Annotated in this window: 14 protein-coding genes; 1 reads left to right on the top strand and 13 read right to left on the bottom strand. The window is 28.4% G+C overall.

Going from position 1 to position 17,891, the window contains the following annotated elements; genetic code table 11:
• Nucleotides 1-102: 102 nt before the first annotated feature.
• The 9 genes from ACQPVP_RS11000 to ACQPVP_RS10960 all read right to left on the bottom strand — a co-directional run bounded on the left by ACQPVP_RS11000 (nt 103) and on the right by ACQPVP_RS10960 (nt 8,687).
• Nucleotides 103-240: a hypothetical protein gene (locus ACQPVP_RS11000; protein WP_430849896.1), complete on the bottom strand. Its 138-nt coding sequence runs from the start codon at nt 238-240 to the stop codon at nt 103-105.
• Nucleotides 241-520: 280 nt separating this feature from the next.
• Nucleotides 521-916 carry a GtrA family protein gene (locus ACQPVP_RS10995; RefSeq protein WP_430849894.1) on the bottom strand — a complete coding sequence of 132 codons (396 nt, stop codon included), beginning with the start codon at nt 914-916 and terminating at the stop codon, nt 521-523.
• Nucleotides 876-1,880, bottom strand: a complete 1,005-nt coding sequence (locus tag ACQPVP_RS10990) for a glycosyltransferase family 2 protein (RefSeq protein WP_430849892.1) — start codon at nt 1,878-1,880, stop codon at nt 876-878. The genes ACQPVP_RS10995 and ACQPVP_RS10990 overlap by 41 nt, the downstream gene beginning before the upstream one ends.
• Nucleotides 1,877-3,322: a glycosyltransferase family 39 protein gene (locus ACQPVP_RS10985; RefSeq protein WP_430849890.1), complete on the bottom strand. Its 1,446-nt coding sequence runs from the start codon at nt 3,320-3,322 to the stop codon at nt 1,877-1,879. The genes ACQPVP_RS10990 and ACQPVP_RS10985 overlap by 4 nt, the downstream gene beginning before the upstream one ends.
• A 29-nt stretch (nt 3,323-3,351) precedes the next feature.
• Nucleotides 3,352-5,142 (bottom strand): LTA synthase family protein, encoded by a 1,791-nt coding sequence (locus tag ACQPVP_RS10980; protein WP_430849888.1) that lies wholly within the window; start codon nt 5,140-5,142, stop codon nt 3,352-3,354.
• A complete protein-coding gene (locus tag ACQPVP_RS10975) occupies nt 5,129-6,565 on the bottom strand; it encodes a glycosyltransferase family 39 protein (protein WP_430849886.1) in 1,437 nt (478 codons plus the stop codon). Before ACQPVP_RS10975 ends, ACQPVP_RS10980 begins: the two co-directional genes overlap by 14 nt.
• Before the next feature lie 204 nt (nt 6,566-6,769).
• Nucleotides 6,770-7,084, bottom strand: a complete 315-nt coding sequence (locus tag ACQPVP_RS10970; protein WP_430840770.1) for a PTS lactose/cellobiose transporter subunit IIA — start codon at nt 7,082-7,084, stop codon at nt 6,770-6,772.
• Nucleotides 7,085-7,098: 14 nt separating this feature from the next.
• Entirely contained in the window at nt 7,099-7,707 is a 609-nt protein-coding gene (locus tag ACQPVP_RS10965) for a copper homeostasis protein CutC (RefSeq protein ID WP_430849884.1), read from the bottom strand.
• Between the two features lie 17 nt (nt 7,708-7,724).
• Nucleotides 7,725-8,687 carry a N(4)-(beta-N-acetylglucosaminyl)-L-asparaginase gene (locus tag ACQPVP_RS10960; RefSeq protein WP_430849882.1) on the bottom strand — a complete coding sequence of 321 codons (963 nt, stop codon included), beginning with the start codon at nt 8,685-8,687 and terminating at the stop codon, nt 7,725-7,727.
• Nucleotides 8,688-8,925: 238 nt separating this feature from the next.
• On the opposite strand from ACQPVP_RS10960, the gene ACQPVP_RS10955 reads away from it, so the two are divergent.
• Nucleotides 8,926-10,515: a sigma 54-interacting transcriptional regulator gene (locus ACQPVP_RS10955; RefSeq protein ID WP_430849880.1), complete on the top strand. Its 1,590-nt coding sequence runs from the start codon at nt 8,926-8,928 to the stop codon at nt 10,513-10,515.
• An 83-nt stretch (nt 10,516-10,598) separates the two neighbouring features.
• On the opposite strand, the gene pepV is transcribed toward ACQPVP_RS10955, so the two are convergent.
• The 4 genes from pepV to nifJ all read right to left on the bottom strand — a co-directional run bounded on the left by pepV (nt 10,599) and on the right by nifJ (nt 17,650).
• Nucleotides 10,599-11,984, bottom strand: coding sequence for a dipeptidase PepV (gene pepV / locus ACQPVP_RS10950; RefSeq protein ID WP_430849878.1), 1,386 nt, complete (start codon nt 11,982-11,984; stop codon nt 10,599-10,601).
• 21 nt (nt 11,985-12,005) lie between these two features.
• Nucleotides 12,006-13,346 carry a PTS sugar transporter subunit IIC gene (locus tag ACQPVP_RS10945; RefSeq protein ID WP_430849876.1) on the bottom strand — a complete coding sequence of 447 codons (1,341 nt, stop codon included), beginning with the start codon at nt 13,344-13,346 and terminating at the stop codon, nt 12,006-12,008.
• Between the two features lie 29 nt (nt 13,347-13,375).
• Nucleotides 13,376-13,696 carry a PTS sugar transporter subunit IIB gene (locus ACQPVP_RS10940; protein ID WP_430849874.1) on the bottom strand — a complete coding sequence of 107 codons (321 nt, stop codon included), beginning with the start codon at nt 13,694-13,696 and terminating at the stop codon, nt 13,376-13,378.
• A gap of 423 nt (nt 13,697-14,119) precedes the next feature.
• Entirely contained in the window at nt 14,120-17,650 is a 3,531-nt protein-coding gene (gene nifJ, locus ACQPVP_RS10935; protein WP_430849872.1) for a pyruvate:ferredoxin (flavodoxin) oxidoreductase, read from the bottom strand.
• Nucleotides 17,651-17,891: the final 241 nt, after the last annotated feature.

The raw sequence follows: 17,891 nt of genomic DNA, 5'->3' as shown, positions 1-17,891 counted from the left end.
GGATGTTATATTAAACTCTCCAACCTATAAAATAAAACTAAATTTTCTAAAGTTTACACAAAAATATTGACAGACTCTTTAAATTTTTAGAAAAATAATCATTTAAAATATATTAATCCTTGAAATTTTAGTCAAAAAGCCTTTATATGCAGTTTTAATTTCTTCATTTTCTTCAAGCTTAATTAATAAATTTAACCTTGCTACTAATATTTTTCTAAACTCCCTCTCTATTTTTTCCATATGATCACCTCTATAGATATTTTTGTTTGTATCACTTAAATTTTACAAATATATCATATTCCTTAGAGTTAACTTTAAGTCAAGAGTTTTTTATTTATATAATCATTATTTATAAATAAAAACATATTATATCGACGTAATTTAGAGAGTTCAATAGTTAAATTCATTAAGAAAATTCCGAAGCATGAGGAATTTTCTCCTTTAGCTACAAATTAGGAGATATCATATTTCGGTGACTTGGAGTTTACGACGGAACAAGAAATATGATATCTCCTAATTACTATTTTTTGAAGGTAAAGAATTTTAATAGTATAAATGTTACTGGTATTCCTATTATTGCTGCTAAACAATAGGCTATTAATTTATGTAATCCTAAAATATTGAAAGTTATTATTACAACTATATTTTGAATTATAAAGTTTGGTATATATGAAATAGCAAACTTTATGAACTTCGTAAAGGCTAGCTTTTCTTTGAAAGTTATATAACTATTTAAAATATAGGATACAACAAGTCCAGAAATATATCCTAAAATAAAGGCTATATTTTCATTCAGTAAGCTTGAATATATAAAGGAAAATACTACTCCATTAAAGGTATTTATAACACCTATAATTATAAAAAATATAAATTCTTTATTTAAAAATATTTTCTTTATCTTGTCCATAATATTCATTTATCTTTTCATCCTTATTACTTATTAATTTATCTTTAATAATATATCTTGGTCTAGCCTTAGTTTCATTATATATCTTTCCTATATATTCACCTATTACACCTAATGAAAGTAGTTGAATTCCTCCTATCATCCAAATAGAAATTACAAGTGATGTCCAACCTATTTGTGTTTTTCCAAGGAATTTTACTACTAGTGAGTATATTAATGCAATTAAGCTCATAAAGAATATTCCAAATCCTAAAAATGAAATTAATCTTATAGGTTTAATACTAAAGGAAGTTATTCCATCTACTGCAAATGCAAGCATTTTCTTTAATGGATATTTAGACTCTCCTGCAAATCTTTCGTGTCTTTCATATTCAACAATAGAATGCTTGTATCCGATTAATGGTACTATACCTCTTAAGAATAAATTTACTTCTTTGAATTCACCTAATCCCTCTAATGCTCTTTTACTCATAAGTCTATAATCCGCATGATTATAAACAACATTTACACCTAATTTATTCATAACTTTATAAAAGCCTAGAGCTGTTGTCCTTTTAAAGAAAGTATCTGTTTTTCTAGAACTTCTAACTCCATATACTACATCACTACCTGAATAATATTCTTCAACAAACTTTTCTATAACATCTACATCATCTTGTAAATCTGCATCTAAAGAAATAACCATATCTGCATATTCCTTAGCTGTCATTAGTCCTGCCAGTAAAGCATTTTGATGCCCTCTATTTCTTGATAGATTAACACCTGAAAATATGGAATTACTATCATGTAGTTCTTCTATTATGTCCCAAGTTCTATCTTTAGATCCATCATTAACAAATAATATTTTGCTATTCTCTGAAATTTGCTCATTATCAATCATTTTATTTATTTTTTCTAAAAGCCTTTTACTTGTTTCTTCTAAAACTTCTTCCTCATTGTAACAAGGAATTACTAAATATAATATTTCTTTCATAGTACACTCTCTCCATATTTATTATATAAAAATTTAATTCCTTCTATAGCCATAATTATAAATGCCCATGCTATTATTAGCGAATATCTTACTTGTGATTCTGTTACTAAATACATAACTCCATATCCACATAGGATTATATATAATAAATTAATCTCTGAATCTTTATTATTCTTCTTTCTATTAATTAGACCTAAGAACACAAGTATCATAATAAATGCATAAATAATTTGAACTAACCAAATAGATAATTCTATTTTAATATTATCCTCTGCTATATCTAACTCAGACCAAGAAATACCACCAAAATCCCCTATACTCCATTGTACTGCAAATTTAAGCAAATAAAATCCAACTACTTTTAATGGATTATTAGTAGTTAATCTTTCTATAATAATTTCTTTACTAGCTTCATTTATCTTATCATAATCGTAATTATATTTATCTACAATAGCTGCATCTTCTTCATTCCATCTTCCAAAGTTATCCATATTGGTTCCTTTTAAAATACTAGTGATTTTCGGCTCACTACCTTTCCATAATGGATATTCCGTTATACCTATCCCCTGCAAAGTACCGCTTACAGTAAATAAAATTAAAAGATATGGTATTAAGTAAAAACCTATTCTCTTAGCTTTTTCAAATAACTTATCCTTTGTATAAATTATTAAATACATCGCAAATGCTATAACCATAATTGTTGCTACCATTCTAAATAAATTTCCAATAGCTAATGTAACTCCTGATAATATTAAATAATATTTACTTTTTTTATTTTTAACTACTAATATAAATAAATATGTACTTATTAAATAAAATGGTATTGCTATATTTTCAGTACAAAAAACTCCAACATAAGTTACCAATGGTGGAAAAAAGGAAGCTAACCCTGCTGCGTATAATCCTAATTTTTTAGAGTTAAATATCTCCTTTGCTAGAATATATATAAAGTAAATTGTTAAGACACCAAAAAATAAATTAAAACCCTTCATTACAATTAAGTTACTAGCTGGAAATATCTTTATCATAAAAGCCATATATAGTACCATTATCGTTAAGTGTGGAAATCTAGCTATATATCCAGTTCCCCAAAAAGCTCCTGTATCTCCTGTTAGTAAATTCTGAGCACATTCATATATTACTTTAAAATCCGATGTTGGAACAGTATTTATATTTAGTAACCATAATCCTCTTAAAATAAATCCTATAGCTAAAATTAATAATACCTTCCACTTTGTACTTATTTTCTTTTTAATAATAAACAATTCTAAAGCAACTGTAATTGTTAAAATTAAAATTGGTATTATAACTTCTATAGTAAATTTATCATAAGTTATTAAGCTCCCAATAGCAATTACTCCACAGGAAAATATAACTATCCCCATTAAAACTGTTAATATGTTTGTATAGAACTTTGTAAAACCTATTCTAAACTTATCCAAACCTGCCTCCTAATTTATATAATGGATACTTAATCCACCTTTTTAGTTTTATAATAATAATTATTTTTTATTATTTTATCTGCTACATCGTATGCTTTCTTTAGCATTTCTTCTTCTTCATCTGATGGATTTCCAACTACTATTCCTCCCTTAATAACTGTTGCATCCCTATTAGTATTTAATAAATTTCTTCCCATTTGATATCCCTTAGTATCTAGTCCCATAAGATATGACACAGTTGTCATAATATCTATTTGTCCACCATAATTTTCAACAATTTTACTAGGTATATCACTCCCACAGATAATTAAAGGAATTTTATTATCCTTTTCTTGCCACCAATCACCTTCGAGATTACTAGCTTCTACGTCCTCCATATAATATTTATGAACTCCTCCATGATCTCCATAAATTACTACTATAGTATTATCTAACAATTTTTTTTCCTCTAATAATTCAAAAAATAATCCTATTTGCTTATCTGCATAATGAATACTTTGAAAATATCCACCTAACCTATTTTGATCTAATTCTGTTGGTAAATCTAGTTCTCTATACTTTTCAGCTATATCAAAAGGTCCATGGCTAGTTAAAGTAGGGACAACAGCTAAAAATGGCCCTTCTTCCTTCGAAAGCTTATCCACAAATTGTGTGTAAAGACTTCTATCAGATAATCCAAAACCTGCATATTCATCTATATTATAATCATTTATATCCCATATTGTCTTATATCCTGCTGCTGATTTACCTGCCTCAGCCCAATTCCAATCACCAGCTCTTTCAGCATGAGTTAAAATAGTATTATATCCCTCTTCATTTAGCAGTCTTGGTAACGAACTATATTTTACCTCTGGATAATTTAAATAAGTTATAACATCACCTAAAGGTAATACCCCTGAGGCTGCCATCATATCCATATCTATACTGTTTCCAGCATTATTTTGTTCATATATATTTTTAAAATATATATTATTTTTAATTAGCTTATTTAAATTAGGCGTGATTTCTTGTCCAAATACTTCTTCGTTAATTACAAAGTTTTCTAAAGACTCAATTTGAAGAAATATAACATTTTTACCTTTTGCAATAGCTTTATACTCATTATCTTCTATATCTTCTTTATTCCAAGCTAACCATTCATCTATTTCCTTAATTTCATCTTCATTAACTCCCTTTATAAGCTTTAATACCGTTTTATAATCTTCATAGATATGGTTTCCCAAAAAAGATCTATAACAAACTCTAGTATAAGTATTCCATGATGCTTCCCAATCATCTTGAATAAATTTAACTTCTCCATTTGATACATCCCTTATATCAAATATATAATGATATAATCCTAAAATACTAAAACAAACAGCTATAAGTGAAATTGAAATTACTATCTTCTTTTTACAATTAATTTTATTAACTACTTTTCTATAGATAAACATAATAAGAATAATATCCACTACAAAAATTAAATCCTTCATATTAGGATTAATTATTCCTTTATTTAAAGTGTTAAACCCTTCATTATAAAATAAGAATTTAAGAGCTAGTAAATGTCCTGTACCTCTGTAAGTCCATAAATCTAGAATAATAAAAATAGAATATATAATATCTATAAAAATTAAATACTTAATAGATGATTTTCCCTTAAATAATAAACAAGGAAATATTATTACTCCTAATATAGCTATATGAGGAATTAATAATGCCTTCTCTATTTCTATTCCACTAAATAAAAGTCCATTATCCGAGTTAATAAATGATGTAAAAATCAACCCTTTTATATATAAAATTCCTATAATTAAAATAATCCATCTATATCTTTTCAAAGATTTCCTCCCTATTAGATTTTCTAAATAAAAATCTAATTCCTTCTGTTGCTAAAATAATAAATACCCATGCAATTATTAGTGAATATCTTCCTTGTGATTCTGTTACTAAATACATAACTCCATATCCACATAGAATTAAATATATTAAATTAATTTCTAAATCCTTATGGTTTTTCCTTCTATTGATTATTCCTAAAAATACAAGTATCATAACTAATATATAAATTACTTGTAGTAATTCAAGTGATACATCAAATATTATCTCATCTTCTGGAACATCTAGTTCAGACCAAAAAACTCCTCCGAAATCTCCTTCATTCCATTGCATAGCAAATTTATCTAGATAAAACTTAGCTAACTTTAAAGGATGTGTCGTAGTTAGTCTTTCAATTATAATTTTTTTACTTGCTTCTTCTATCATATCATAATCATACTCATACTCATCTACTATAGATGCATCTTCTTCATTCCATCTTCCTCCACTTTCTATGTTACTACCCTTTAATATACTAGTAACCTTAGGCTCACTACCTTTCCACAAATGAAATTCAGTTACTTCAATCCACTGTAAAGCAAAACTTACTGTAAATAAAACTACTAAATATGGAATTAAATAAAGTCCTACTTTTCTAACTTTTTCAAATATCTTATCCTTTGTATATATTATTAAATACATTCCAAAGGCTATTACCATAATAGTTGCAACCATTCTAAATAAATTTCCAACAGATAAAATTGCACCTGATAATATCAAATAATATTTACTTTTCTTATTTTTAACTACCAATATAAATATATAAGTGCTTAATAAATATAAAGGAATAGCAATATTTTCTGTACAATAAACTCCAACATACGTTACTAACGGAGGAAAAACTGAAGCTAAGCTAGCTGCATATAATCCTAATTTCTTAGAGTTAAATATTTCTTTTGCTAAAAGATATATTAAATAAATAGTTATAATTCCAAAGGCTAAATTAAATATCTTCATTATAATTAAGTTATTTACTGGAAAAATTTTTATCATTACAGCCATGTATATTACCATGATTGTTAAATGTGGAAATCTTGCTATATAACCACTTCCCCAAAAAGCAGCAGTATCTCCCGTTAATAAATTCTGTGCGCATTCGTAAATTACTCTAAAATCTGAAGTTGGCATACTATTTACATTTAATAGCCATAATCCTCTTAAAACAAATCCTAAAAATAAAATAGATAAGAGTTTCCATCTTAGATCTAGATTCTTATTCACAATAAATAATTCTAAAGCAATTACAAATATCAAAATTATTCCAGGTACTATATCTGCTTTATCAACCCTTTCTAAATAAATAAAACAATAATATATAACTATTGCCATTAGCACTAATAATATATTTATATAAAATTTAGTAAAATAACTTTTAAATTTATCCAAAACTGGCCTCCTTACATGGAAAATTTTGTATTTTTTTACATATACCTATTAAATTATATCATAAAAATATTAATGTTCCTGTAATAAATTCTTAAGGAATAATTAAAAAATCACATATTCTATATCACTAAATTTTCTATGCCAAATTTTTCTTTATAAAATACGAAACTCAGGCTATAAAAAGCCTGAGTTTCGTATTTTATTCTATTTATTTGAATATTTTTTATGAGTCAAAATAACTTCTTTTGCCATTCCTTTTAATAATTCAGTAGTCATTAATTGGTCTTCTGCATGCATTAAAAGTAATGATATTTGGACTTTATCTCCTGATGCTTCTTGCATAATTAAAGAGCTGTGAGATTCATGAGCTTTAATTAATGAATCTTCTGCTTCTGCAACCAATTTATCTGCTTCTTCAAAACATTCTTCTCTTGCTGCCCTCATAGCTTCAAATAAAGCTGATCTAGCTTCTCCAACATTACTTATTAATTGAAATGATATTAATTCTAAATTATCCATATTTAATCCTCCATCTAAACTACTTTAGTTCCATGAATTTCTTTTGCACCTGTATATTCTAATATATAATCTCTATTTTCTTTATTTACACCTTTTCCTGGCATAATTATAATTCTATCATTAGCATACTCAACTAATTCTTTTAATACATCCTTACCTTCTAGAGCATTTTCCATTCCACCCTTAGTTAGTATTCTGTGTACACCAAGTTCTACTAATTCATCTATAGCTCCTTTTTTATCTTCAATACTATCAAAGGCCATGTGAAAAGTTATTTTCATAGGTCTAGCCTCTTCTACTAACTTCTTCGTTAAGTCTAAATCTATTTTATTTCCCTTTAATGCTCCAATTACAACTCCATAAACACCAATTTCTTTGCACATTCTAATATCTTCTAACATAATTTCTGCTTCATCTTCAGAATACTCAAAGTTACCACCTCTTGGTCTTATAATTACCATTGCTGGAATCTTAAGAGTGTTAATAGTTTTTTTTATATTTCCAAAGCTAGGTGTTGTCCCATCTTCTAAAAGATTATCACAAAACTCTATCCTATTCGCTCCTAAAGCTTCTGCTCTAATAGCTTCATTATAATTTCCTACACATGCCTCAAATATCTTCATAAAATTTACTCCTTCTCTTAATCAAATGTTATAGGAGACTTAATTCTCTTTAAGTATGCATCTAACCATTCTTTACTTGCTACTTCATAAGTGGTTTTACCATTTTCTTGTTTATTACATACATAAACTGTTGGCTCTAATTCATCTGTAACTACTGAAAATGAAAATCCTTCAATATTAGTAGCAACTCCAAATTCTCCTTTATTGTTTAATGCTACTACTGATAAATCTCCTGCATTACCTCTTCTTCTAACAAGTTCTCTATTTAATCTTTCTACAGCCATGTCTGCTGCTTCTTGAGGATGATATCCTTCTTTCATTAATCTTACTATTTCATAAGAAATACATCCCTTCATTAAATCTTCTCCAAGTCCTGTTGCAGTGGCTCCCCCAACTTCGCTATCTACATAGAAGCCTGAGCCTGAAAGTGGAGAATCTCCAACTCTTCCTTTTTTCTTCATAAACAATCCACTTGTAGATGTTCCGGCTACCATTTTATTATTACAATCTAATGCTACCATTCCTACTGTATCATGTCCATCATATGGACTTAAACCTTCTTTGGCAATTTCTCTTCTCTTCTTTTCATAATGTAATTTTGCCCTATCTGTAAGCATATTTACTCTTTCAAATCCATTTTTATGAGCAAATGCTTCTGCTCCTAATCCTTGTAAGAAGCAATTTACTTGTTCTTTACTTAATCTTCTTGCTATACTAATTGGATTTTTAAAATCCTTAATTCCTGCTACAGCACCAATTGAAAGTGAGTCACCATCCATATAAGCTGAATCTAACTCTACTTCGCACTCTTCATTTGGTAAACCACCATATCCTACTGATTTATAGAAAGGAAAGTCCTCAACCATTTTTATAGCATTTTCTATTGCATCTCCTGCTGAATTCCCTTTTTTTAATAATTCTGCAGAGCTAGTTATTCCTTCTACAGCCATTCTCCATGTTGCTATCATTGCATATTTCATAAGTCTATCCTCCAAATAAATTTGTATGCAATAATTAAAAGCAATATCTATGCCAACCTTCTGCGTAATATGTATTTTAAAGAAGATTAAAACTATTATTTTACTTTCTACTAAAGTGTATTGTAAAATGATACATATAACAATAAATTTGATACAGTATATTGATATTTTAATTACAAAAATACAATTTATATATATTTTCTATACAATTATTATATGGGTTAGAAAGGATCAACTTATGAAGAGAATAGATTTAATTTATAATACTATTAAAAATCTAGACAATGGTGAAGGAATTACTACTTTGGAAATAAGTAAATATTTAAATTTAGAGCGTTCTAATGTTAGTAGAGATTTAAACTTATTATTAAAAAATGGTAAGCTATTTAAAAATAATAGTCGTCCTGTAAAATACTTTTTTAATAACCCTAATTCTACTGACTTTTCTAAGAAATCTTCTTTAGATAAGCTTAGTTATTTATATCCATCTCTTGCGCCTGCTGTTAAATTAGCAAAGACCGCTATATTATATCCACCTAACGGAATGAACTCGTTAATAATAGGAGATACTGGTGTTGGAAAATCAATGTTAGCAAAGCTTATGCATGAATATGCTAACTCTTTAGATATTACTAAAGATATGCCTTTTATCCATTTTAACTGTTCTGACTACTCAAATAATACACAATTATTAAGTGCCCAATTATTTGGAGTTAGAAAAGGTACTTTTACAGGTGCTAATGAAGATAGGCGTGGATTAATAGAAGAAGCCAATGGTGGTATTTTATTTTTAGATGAAATTCATAATCTTCCAAGTGAAGGTCAAGAAATGCTATTTGTATTTATGGATACTGGATATTTTAAAAGACTTGGCGAAGTATCTAAAAGAATAAAATCTTCTGCTAGAATAATCTGTGCTACTAACAAAGATATAAATCAATCACTATTAAATACTTTTATAAGAAGAATTCCTATTAAAATTAACTTGCCTGATTTAAATGAAAGACTATTAGAAGAGCGTTTGACCTTAGTAGAATACTTCATTAAAGAAGAAAGTTTAAAATTAGATAAACCTATACTTGTGTCAATGAATTCTATGTTATGTTTATTATCCTACGATTGTCCATATAATGTAGGTCAATTAAAAAGTGATATTACTCTAGCTGTAGCTAATTCTTACACAGATTATTTTATAAATAATAAAAAACATATTAAAATTAATAGTCCTGACTTACCTAATGATATTAAAAGTGCTCTTAATAAAAACTTAGATAAAGAAATAAAATTACTTGAATCCTTAGATTGCATAGATGGGTATTTTATTTATGATAAAAATACTAAAATAACTAGTCATTCCTTTATAAAGCAAAAACATATTATTTTATCTAAGTATAAGGATTTTATTAATAATATAGATGGTGCTATACATCATAAAGATAGCTGTACAAATTCTATATTAAATTATTTTAATGACTATATGGATACAGTAATAGAAAATCAAAGTAACTTTACATATACTTTTGAAGAGTCAGCTTATGATGAGCTTTTATCTAAGATTATAAACTTAGATGAAGATTTAAAAGAAAAATTATCTAGTGATACATTTAAAAGATTTCTTCATATTCATATAGATATGATATATGACAGAATTGATCTTATAGATGCTACAACTTTATCATCACTAAATAAACTAAAATCACTTTATAAGGATTACTATCCTCTAACTTTAGAAATAAAGCTATTAATAGAGAAGAATTATAATATAAACCTATCAGATTTAGAAGTTATTTTCTTAATATCTTTAATAATAAACATTAAATCTATATAAAAAATTTTTTTCCTAATTAAAAATTAAGAATGAAGGATTTTTCTTTGAAATATGTCCTTCATTCTTAATTATATATTTTATATTTATTTAGCTAATTCATAAATTGCTCTTGCATAGGTTTCAACACATTTTTTTAGCTGATCCAATTCGATATATTCATTTTTTTGATGAGCTAAATCAGGTTCCCCTTCATTAATAGGACCAAAAGCTACTGTATTCGGCATTAATTTAGCATATGTTCCTCCTCCTGAAGCCAAAAGTCTAGCTTTTTCATTAAAAGCTCCTTCATATGCTATTTTCAAGCTTTGAATAAGTTTATGATCCTTAGGAAAATGTAGTGGATAATTATGATTTCCCATAACAAAGTCTATAGTGCTTAACTTAACCTTTTCCTCTACCTTTTTTACTATTTCTTTAAAATCTATAGTAACAGGATATCTTATGTTAAATCTCATTCTTATTTCTTCAGAGTTTCCATTTATAATTCCTAAATTCATAGTTAGCTTTCCTGATTCTTCATCTTCAAAGTTAATTCCTAATCCTTCCCCATTGTAGGCTCTTCCAACAAGATTATTAAAATCCTTTAAGAATGTTGTGAAATTATCTTCAAAATCTAAGGTTTTATATAAATACTCCATCATCTTACATGCTGCATTATCTCCTTCTTCTGGAGTGCTTGCATGAGCAGATTTTCCAAAGACTTTTATAATTATTGAATTTTCATTTACTAAATTTTCAATTTTATATTCCTTGTTTAAATCTATATTATTAAAGTTATTTAAAAATTCCTTATCCTTAAAAGATAACTTAACTTCGCACATATCTGGAACTATATTAGATTTTTTACCACCCTTTATATATTCAAGCTTATAACCTTCACTATCAGATACTTTATGAATAAACTCAAAAGTTAATATTCCCTTTTCTGATGTTACTATTGGAAAGTATGCATCAGGAGTAAAGCATAGTGTTGGTGGTTTTTCTCTTTCTAAATAGTAATCTATATCTTCTGTTCCCGATTCCTCATTAGTTCCAAATATGACTCTCACATTTTTAGATAGTTTAATACCTGAATCCTTTAAAAGTTTTAAGGCATATAATGATGCAAATAATGGCCCCTTATCATCTAAGGCCCCTCTAGCATATAACTTTCCATCCTTGACTACAGGCTCAAAAGGATTTGTATCCCAACCATCTCCTACTGGAACAACATCAATATGTCCAAGTACTCCTACATATTCATCACTATCTTCATTTTTATATTCTGCATATCCTATATAATTCTCTAAATTAGTTGTTTCAAATCCATAGCTTTTACATATATCTAATATGCATTCTAACCCTAGTTTAATGCCACTCCCAAAAGGAGCGGCATCTTTCTTTTCATCTTTAATAGTATTTATTTTAAGAATTTTAAATAGATCTTGGAAAAATTCATCTTGTAAACTTATATTATCAAATAAATTCATATTCCTTACCTCACTTTTAAATTATAGTGAGAAATCAAAATCATCATCATCTTCTTCAGCTTCTTTTATTTCTAATTCATATTGCTTCTTATCCATCATCTTAATAAATGGATACCATATTCCCATAACAACAACCATATCGAATAATTGTAATAATGAACCTCTTATACTTCCTGTAATTAAGTATCCTTGAATTATTGGAGGAGTTGTCCAAGGTAAATAAATTCCATTTGGCTTTGGTACTATTTCTGTGCTCATAGCAAAGTAGTTTATACAAATAAGAACAACTGGAGCTACTAGTAATGGAATAAATGCAATTGGATTTAAAACCATAGGTAATCCAAACATAATTGGCTCATTAATATTGAACATACCTGGAACAGCTGATAACTTACCAATTTCCTTATATTGTTTTGATTTTGCTCTTAAAGCTAGGAATATGCAAACTGCAAGAGTTGCACCAATACCTCCCATCCATATTAAATCATAGAATTGCTCTGTTAAAATATGTGGTGGTTTTAATCCTGCTTGAATTGCAGCCATATTTTCTTCTTGTAATTGTAACCAGAATGGTCTAATAACACCATTTAATGTTGAAGTTGCATTAACTCCTAAGAACCAGAATAAAGTAGATAATATTGCTAATCCTATAGCTCCAAATATATTGTTACCAACTAAAGCTTGTGCTGGTGCTGCTATAATAGTATAAATCATATCAAATATTGAACCATAAGAAGTCATTTGGAACAATGTACGAACTATTAACATTAATGTAATAATTACAAATCCAGGAATAAGTGCTGAGAAAGCCTTTGATACTGCTTCTGGAACACTTGGTGGCATTTTTATTGCAATATTTTTCTTTACAAATATATTAAATATTTCTGTTACTGCAATACCTACAAATATAGCAACTATAATACCCTTAGCACCTACCCAGTTACCAATTTCAATCATTCTTCCAACATAGTGAGAAGTTCCTTCTATTTCAATATAAGTATCAAATGGCATTAAAAGCACAAAGCTTGCTATACTTAACAAAGATACTGTAAAGGCATCTATTCTATATCTTTTTGAAAGGTTATATGCTATAGCACCAGCTATATATATAGCCATAAAATCAAATGTTACTCTAACTGGAGTCTTTATTAATTGATAAAAACCTTCCCCAAAAAGCTTAACTTGCAAGTCTTCCCAACCTGGAATAGGGAAATCAGCTATAATCATAAATACTGACCCTATAATTAAAAAAGTCATTATTGTTGCAAATGAATCACGAATAGCTCTTAAGTGTCTTTGTGCTGATATCTTTTGAGCCATAGGAATAACTTTTTCTTCTAATATTGCCTCAAACTTATTCATTTTATCCCCTCTTCTTTCTCAATAAAAGACTATTGATTAGCTTTTATCATTTTTATCGCTTGTTTTAAAACTTTTTCACCATTCATAGTTCCATAATCTGCTGAATTAATTACAGCTACAGGAACATTTTTTTCCTTACAAGGTCCTTCAATATCCTTTAATAAAAATTTAACTTGTGGTCCTAAAAGTACACAATCAACTTGCTTCTCATTTAATATTTCAAAAGACTTTGCAAATGGAAGCGCTTCTATGTTAACTTTTACATCATGTTTAGCCGCAACCTCTCTCATTTTTGTTACTAATAAACTTGTTGACATTCCAGCGTCACAGAATAAATAGATATTCTTCATAATAAATCCTCCTAAAAATTAATATATTATTGCTAATATTATACATAGCAATTTTCATACCAAATTAAAAAATATTTACTAATCCTTTTGTTTTCTTAATACTTTTTATATTTTAAAAGTATCAAAATCATAGTAATTACTAGTGTATCATTTATTAATACACTTATTTTTGTATTTTTTCGTTTTTTTAACATAGTGTATTGTAAAAAAAATATTTCTATACATTAAAACTATTTATAGAATACATATTAGAAGAGGAGATTTTTAATAAAATAAAAGCCTATTTAGTTTCAAAATTTCCATGCTAAAAGCTAATGAATATATCAAATCTAAAAAGGCTATATTTAATATCTTTAAGTCATTTATCTTTTGTAACTTAATATTATTTTACTTAAGATAAATTTATGTGTCTACTATATTAAATTATAATATTATATTTTGTGATAAGCTCTTATATCTTTCGTATCTTTCCTTAGCATTTTCTTCTGTTTTTTCAAATAATTCTTCTGCTATTTCTGGAAATGCCTTAGCTAATGATGCATATCTAACTTCTCCCATTAAGAAATCTCTTAAGCTATTACTTGGCTCCTTAGAATCTAAGTTAAATGGATTTTTTCCTTCAACCTTTAAATCTGGATTATATCTATATAGATGCCAATATCCTGAATCAACAGCTCTCTTTTCTTCATATGGAGTATTAGACATACCAATCTTAATTCCATGAGATATACAAGTAGCATAAGCTATTACTAATGAAGGTCCCTTATAAGCCTCTGCCTCTGCAATTGCTTTAAGAGTTTGATTTAAGTTAGCTCCCATACATACTTGTGCTACATAAACATATCCATATGTCATAGCCATTAAACCTAAGTCTTTCTTCTTAGTTCTCTTTCCATTTGCTGCAAACTTAGCAACAGCTGCTTCTGGTGTAGATTTAGAAGATTGCCCTCCAGTATTTGAGTAAATTTCAGTATCAAATACTAAAACATTTATATCTTCTCCTGAAGCCAATACATGATCTAAGCCACCATATCCAATATCGTAAGCCCATCCATCTCCACCAAATATCCATTGAGATCTCTTAACAAAGAATTCTTTATCCTTTAATATTTCTTTTGCTATATCTGAATTTTCTACTTCTAGAACTCTTCTTAAGCTTTCAGCTCTTTGTCTTGTTCCTTCTCCATTATCTACATTATCTAACCACTCTTTTAATACAGCATTAGTTTCTTTAGACATATTTCCTTCTTCTAAAGCTATTCTTACATTGTCAGCAATTCTATCTCTAATTGTCTTAACTCCTAAGAACATTCCAAGTCCATATTCTGCATTATCTTCAAATAATGAATTTGCCCAAGCAGGTCCATGCCCATTATGATTTGGTCTATATGCAGTAGCAGCTCCTGATGCAGCCCATATCGATGAACAGCCTGTTGCATTAGCAATCATCATTCTATCACCAAATAATTGAGTTACAAGTTTAGCATAAGTAGTTTCTCCACAACCTGCACATGCTCCTGAAAATTCAAGTAATGGCTCTTCAAATTGGCTCCCCTTAACTGTAGTCTTACTCATAGGATTTTCTTTTGGAGTAAGTTCTTCAATAGCATAATTCCATGCTTCAATTTGTTCACTTTGAGTATCCATAGGTTTCATAACTAAAGCTTTTCCTGGTGCTGGACAAATTTGAGCACAGTTTCCACATCCAGTACAATCTAAAGGAGTAATTCCAATAGTATAATGGAATTCTTTATCTCCCTTAACTCCATTAGCCTTTACACTCTTATAACTGTCTGGAGCATTTTCTATTTCCTTTTTAGTTGCTAAGAATGGTCTAATAACTGCATGAGGGCAAACAAAGGAACATTGGTTACATTGAATACAATTATCTGGAAGCCATTCAGGAACATTGACTGCTATTCCCCTCTTTTCAAATGCAGTTGTACCAGACATAAATGTACCATCTGAAACTCCTGAATCTACAAATGTTGATACAGGTAAACTGCTTCCTTCCAATTTATTTATTGGAATACATATTTCTTCTACAAACTTTGGAACACTCATCTTCTCTTCAATCATATCATCTTCAGCATTTTTCCAATTTTCTGGAGGACTTACTTTCATTAATGAATCTAAGCCCTTATCAATAGCTTCAAAGTTCATATTGATAACTTTTTCACCCTTTTTACCATATGAAGTAACTACTGCTTCCTTTAAGTATTTAACAGCATCTTCAATAGGTATAATATTAGCTAACTTAAAGAATGCTGCTTGCATTATCATATTAATTCTTCCACCAAGACCTATTTCTTGAGCTATTTTTATTGCATTAATAATATAGAACTGTATATTATTTTCTACTATATATCTCTTCATCTTAGCAGGAAGCTTTTTATTTAATTCTTCCTCACTCCAAATAGTATTTAAAACAAATACCCCATTATTTTTAAGTCCCTTTAATACATCATAATTATAAACATAAGATTGATTATGACATGCAACAAAATCTGCTTTATCTATTTCATAGTGAGATTTTATCGAAGTTTTTCCAAATCTTAAATGAGAAACTGTGATTCCTCCTGATTTTTTAGAATCATAGGCAAAATATCCTTGTGCATACATATTGGTATGGTCACCTATAATCTTAATAGCACTCTTATTTGCCCCTACTGTACCATCTGAACCTAGCCCCCAGAACTTGCATGCTGTTATTCCTTCTGGTGTTGCATCTATATCCTCTTTAGGTGATAAAGATAAATAAGTTACATCATCTTCTATTCCTATAGTAAACCTATTCTTTGGTTTCTCTTCTTTTAAATTATCAAAAACTGCTACTATATGAGATGGGTATGGGTCCTTTGAACCAAGTCCAAATCTACCTCCATATACCTTTGGTGGGTTTTCCATTTCATTAACAGCTCTAACTATATCTAAAAATAAAGGCTCACCAATAGAACCAGGCTCCTTAGTCCTGTCTAGTACAGCAATCTTTTTAACACTCTTTGGAATAACCTTCAATAACTTTTCTATTGAAAATGGTCTATAAAGTCTTACCTTTACAAGACCTACCTTTTCGCCCTTTGATCTTAAGTAATCTATAGTTTCTTCTGCAACTTCAATTACTGAGCCCATAGCTACTAATATTCTATCTGCTTCTGGATCTCCATAGTAATCAAAGCAATGATATTCTCTTCCAGTAAGTTCAGTTATTTTTGCCATATACTCTTCAACTATATCTGGAATATCTTCATAATACTTATTTAATGATTCAGTTAATTGGAAATATACATCTGGATTTTGTGCTGTACCTCTTATAACTGGATGATCAGGATTTAAAGCATTTTTTCTAAATTCATTTAAAGCTTCATAATCAACAAGATTCGCTAATTCATCATATTCTAAAACCTCAATCTTTTGTATTTCATGAGATATTCTAAATCCATCAAAGAAATTTACAAAAGGCATTCTAGCCTTTATAGCTGTTAAGTGAGCTACAGGTGCTAAATCCATAACTTCTTGAACAGAACCTTCTGAAATCATTGCAAAACCAGTTTGTCTTGCTGCCATAACATCTTGGTGGTCACCGAATATACTTAGTGATGAAGTTGCTATTGCTCTTGCAGCTACATGAATAACTGCTGGAAGCCTTTCACCAACTATCTTATACATATTAGGAACCATAAGTAATAAACCTTGAGAAGCTGTAAAAGTAGTACTTAAAGCTCCTGCTTGAAGGGATCCATGAAGTGCTCCTGCTGCTCCTGCCTCAGATTGCATTTCAACTACATTTACTGGTTTACCGAAAATATTTTTTCTTCCTTTTGCAACCCACTCATCTACATGCTCAGCCATAGGTGATGAAGGGGTTATTGGGAAAATTGAGCTTACTTCTGTAAGAGCATAAGCAACATAAGCTGCTGCGGTATTTCCATCCATGGTTTTTGTTTTTCTCATTCTCCTATTAATCCTCCTTTAAATTCTAATAATAAAATAAATTTATATAAAACGCCTTAATATTTTAAGTATTTGCATCGCTATGTTCTATTATGCAACTAATATTTTATCTAATAAACATAACGTAAATTCACTATACCAAATTTTTCTTGAATTTAAAAGATAATAATTATTTTTAAATAGTAACTTCATCTAAAATAAAAATTTCTATTTAACTAACCTCTTTCATAACTTATACAAT

It is taken from the genome of Clostridium nigeriense (assembly GCF_050585265.1).
Classification (GTDB): domain Bacteria; phylum Bacillota; class Clostridia; order Clostridiales; family Clostridiaceae; genus Clostridium; species Clostridium nigeriense_B.
This window is presented reverse-complemented; position numbering and strand designations above follow the sequence as displayed.

What these genes read in the sequence shown, in the direction of transcription:
- ACQPVP_RS11000 (WP_430849896.1), bottom strand. Translation starts at nt 240, where the DNA reads ATGGAAAAAATAGAGAGGGAGTTTAGAAAAATATTAGTAGCAAGGTTA.
- ACQPVP_RS10995 (WP_430849894.1), bottom strand. Translation starts at nt 916, where the DNA reads ATGAATATTATGGACAAGATAAAGAAAATATTTTTAAATAAAGAATTT.
- ACQPVP_RS10990 (WP_430849892.1), bottom strand. Translation starts at nt 1,880, where the DNA reads ATGAAAGAAATATTATATTTAGTAATTCCTTGTTACAATGAGGAAGAA.
- ACQPVP_RS10970 (WP_430840770.1), bottom strand. Translation starts at nt 7,084, where the DNA reads ATGGATAATTTAGAATTAATATCATTTCAATTAATAAGTAATGTTGGA.
- ACQPVP_RS10965 (WP_430849884.1), bottom strand. Translation starts at nt 7,707, where the DNA reads ATGAAGATATTTGAGGCATGTGTAGGAAATTATAATGAAGCTATTAGA.
- ACQPVP_RS10960 (WP_430849882.1), bottom strand. Translation starts at nt 8,687, where the DNA reads ATGAAATATGCAATGATAGCAACATGGAGAATGGCTGTAGAAGGAATA.
- ACQPVP_RS10955 (WP_430849880.1), top strand. Translation starts at nt 8,926, where the DNA reads ATGAAGAGAATAGATTTAATTTATAATACTATTAAAAATCTAGACAAT.
- pepV (WP_430849878.1), bottom strand. Translation starts at nt 11,984, where the DNA reads ATGAATTTATTTGATAATATAAGTTTACAAGATGAATTTTTCCAAGAT.
- ACQPVP_RS10945 (WP_430849876.1), bottom strand. Translation starts at nt 13,346, where the DNA reads ATGAATAAGTTTGAGGCAATATTAGAAGAAAAAGTTATTCCTATGGCT.
- ACQPVP_RS10940 (WP_430849874.1), bottom strand. Translation starts at nt 13,696, where the DNA reads ATGAAGAATATCTATTTATTCTGTGACGCTGGAATGTCAACAAGTTTA.
- nifJ (WP_430849872.1), bottom strand. Translation starts at nt 17,650, where the DNA reads ATGAGAAAAACAAAAACCATGGATGGAAATACCGCAGCAGCTTATGTT.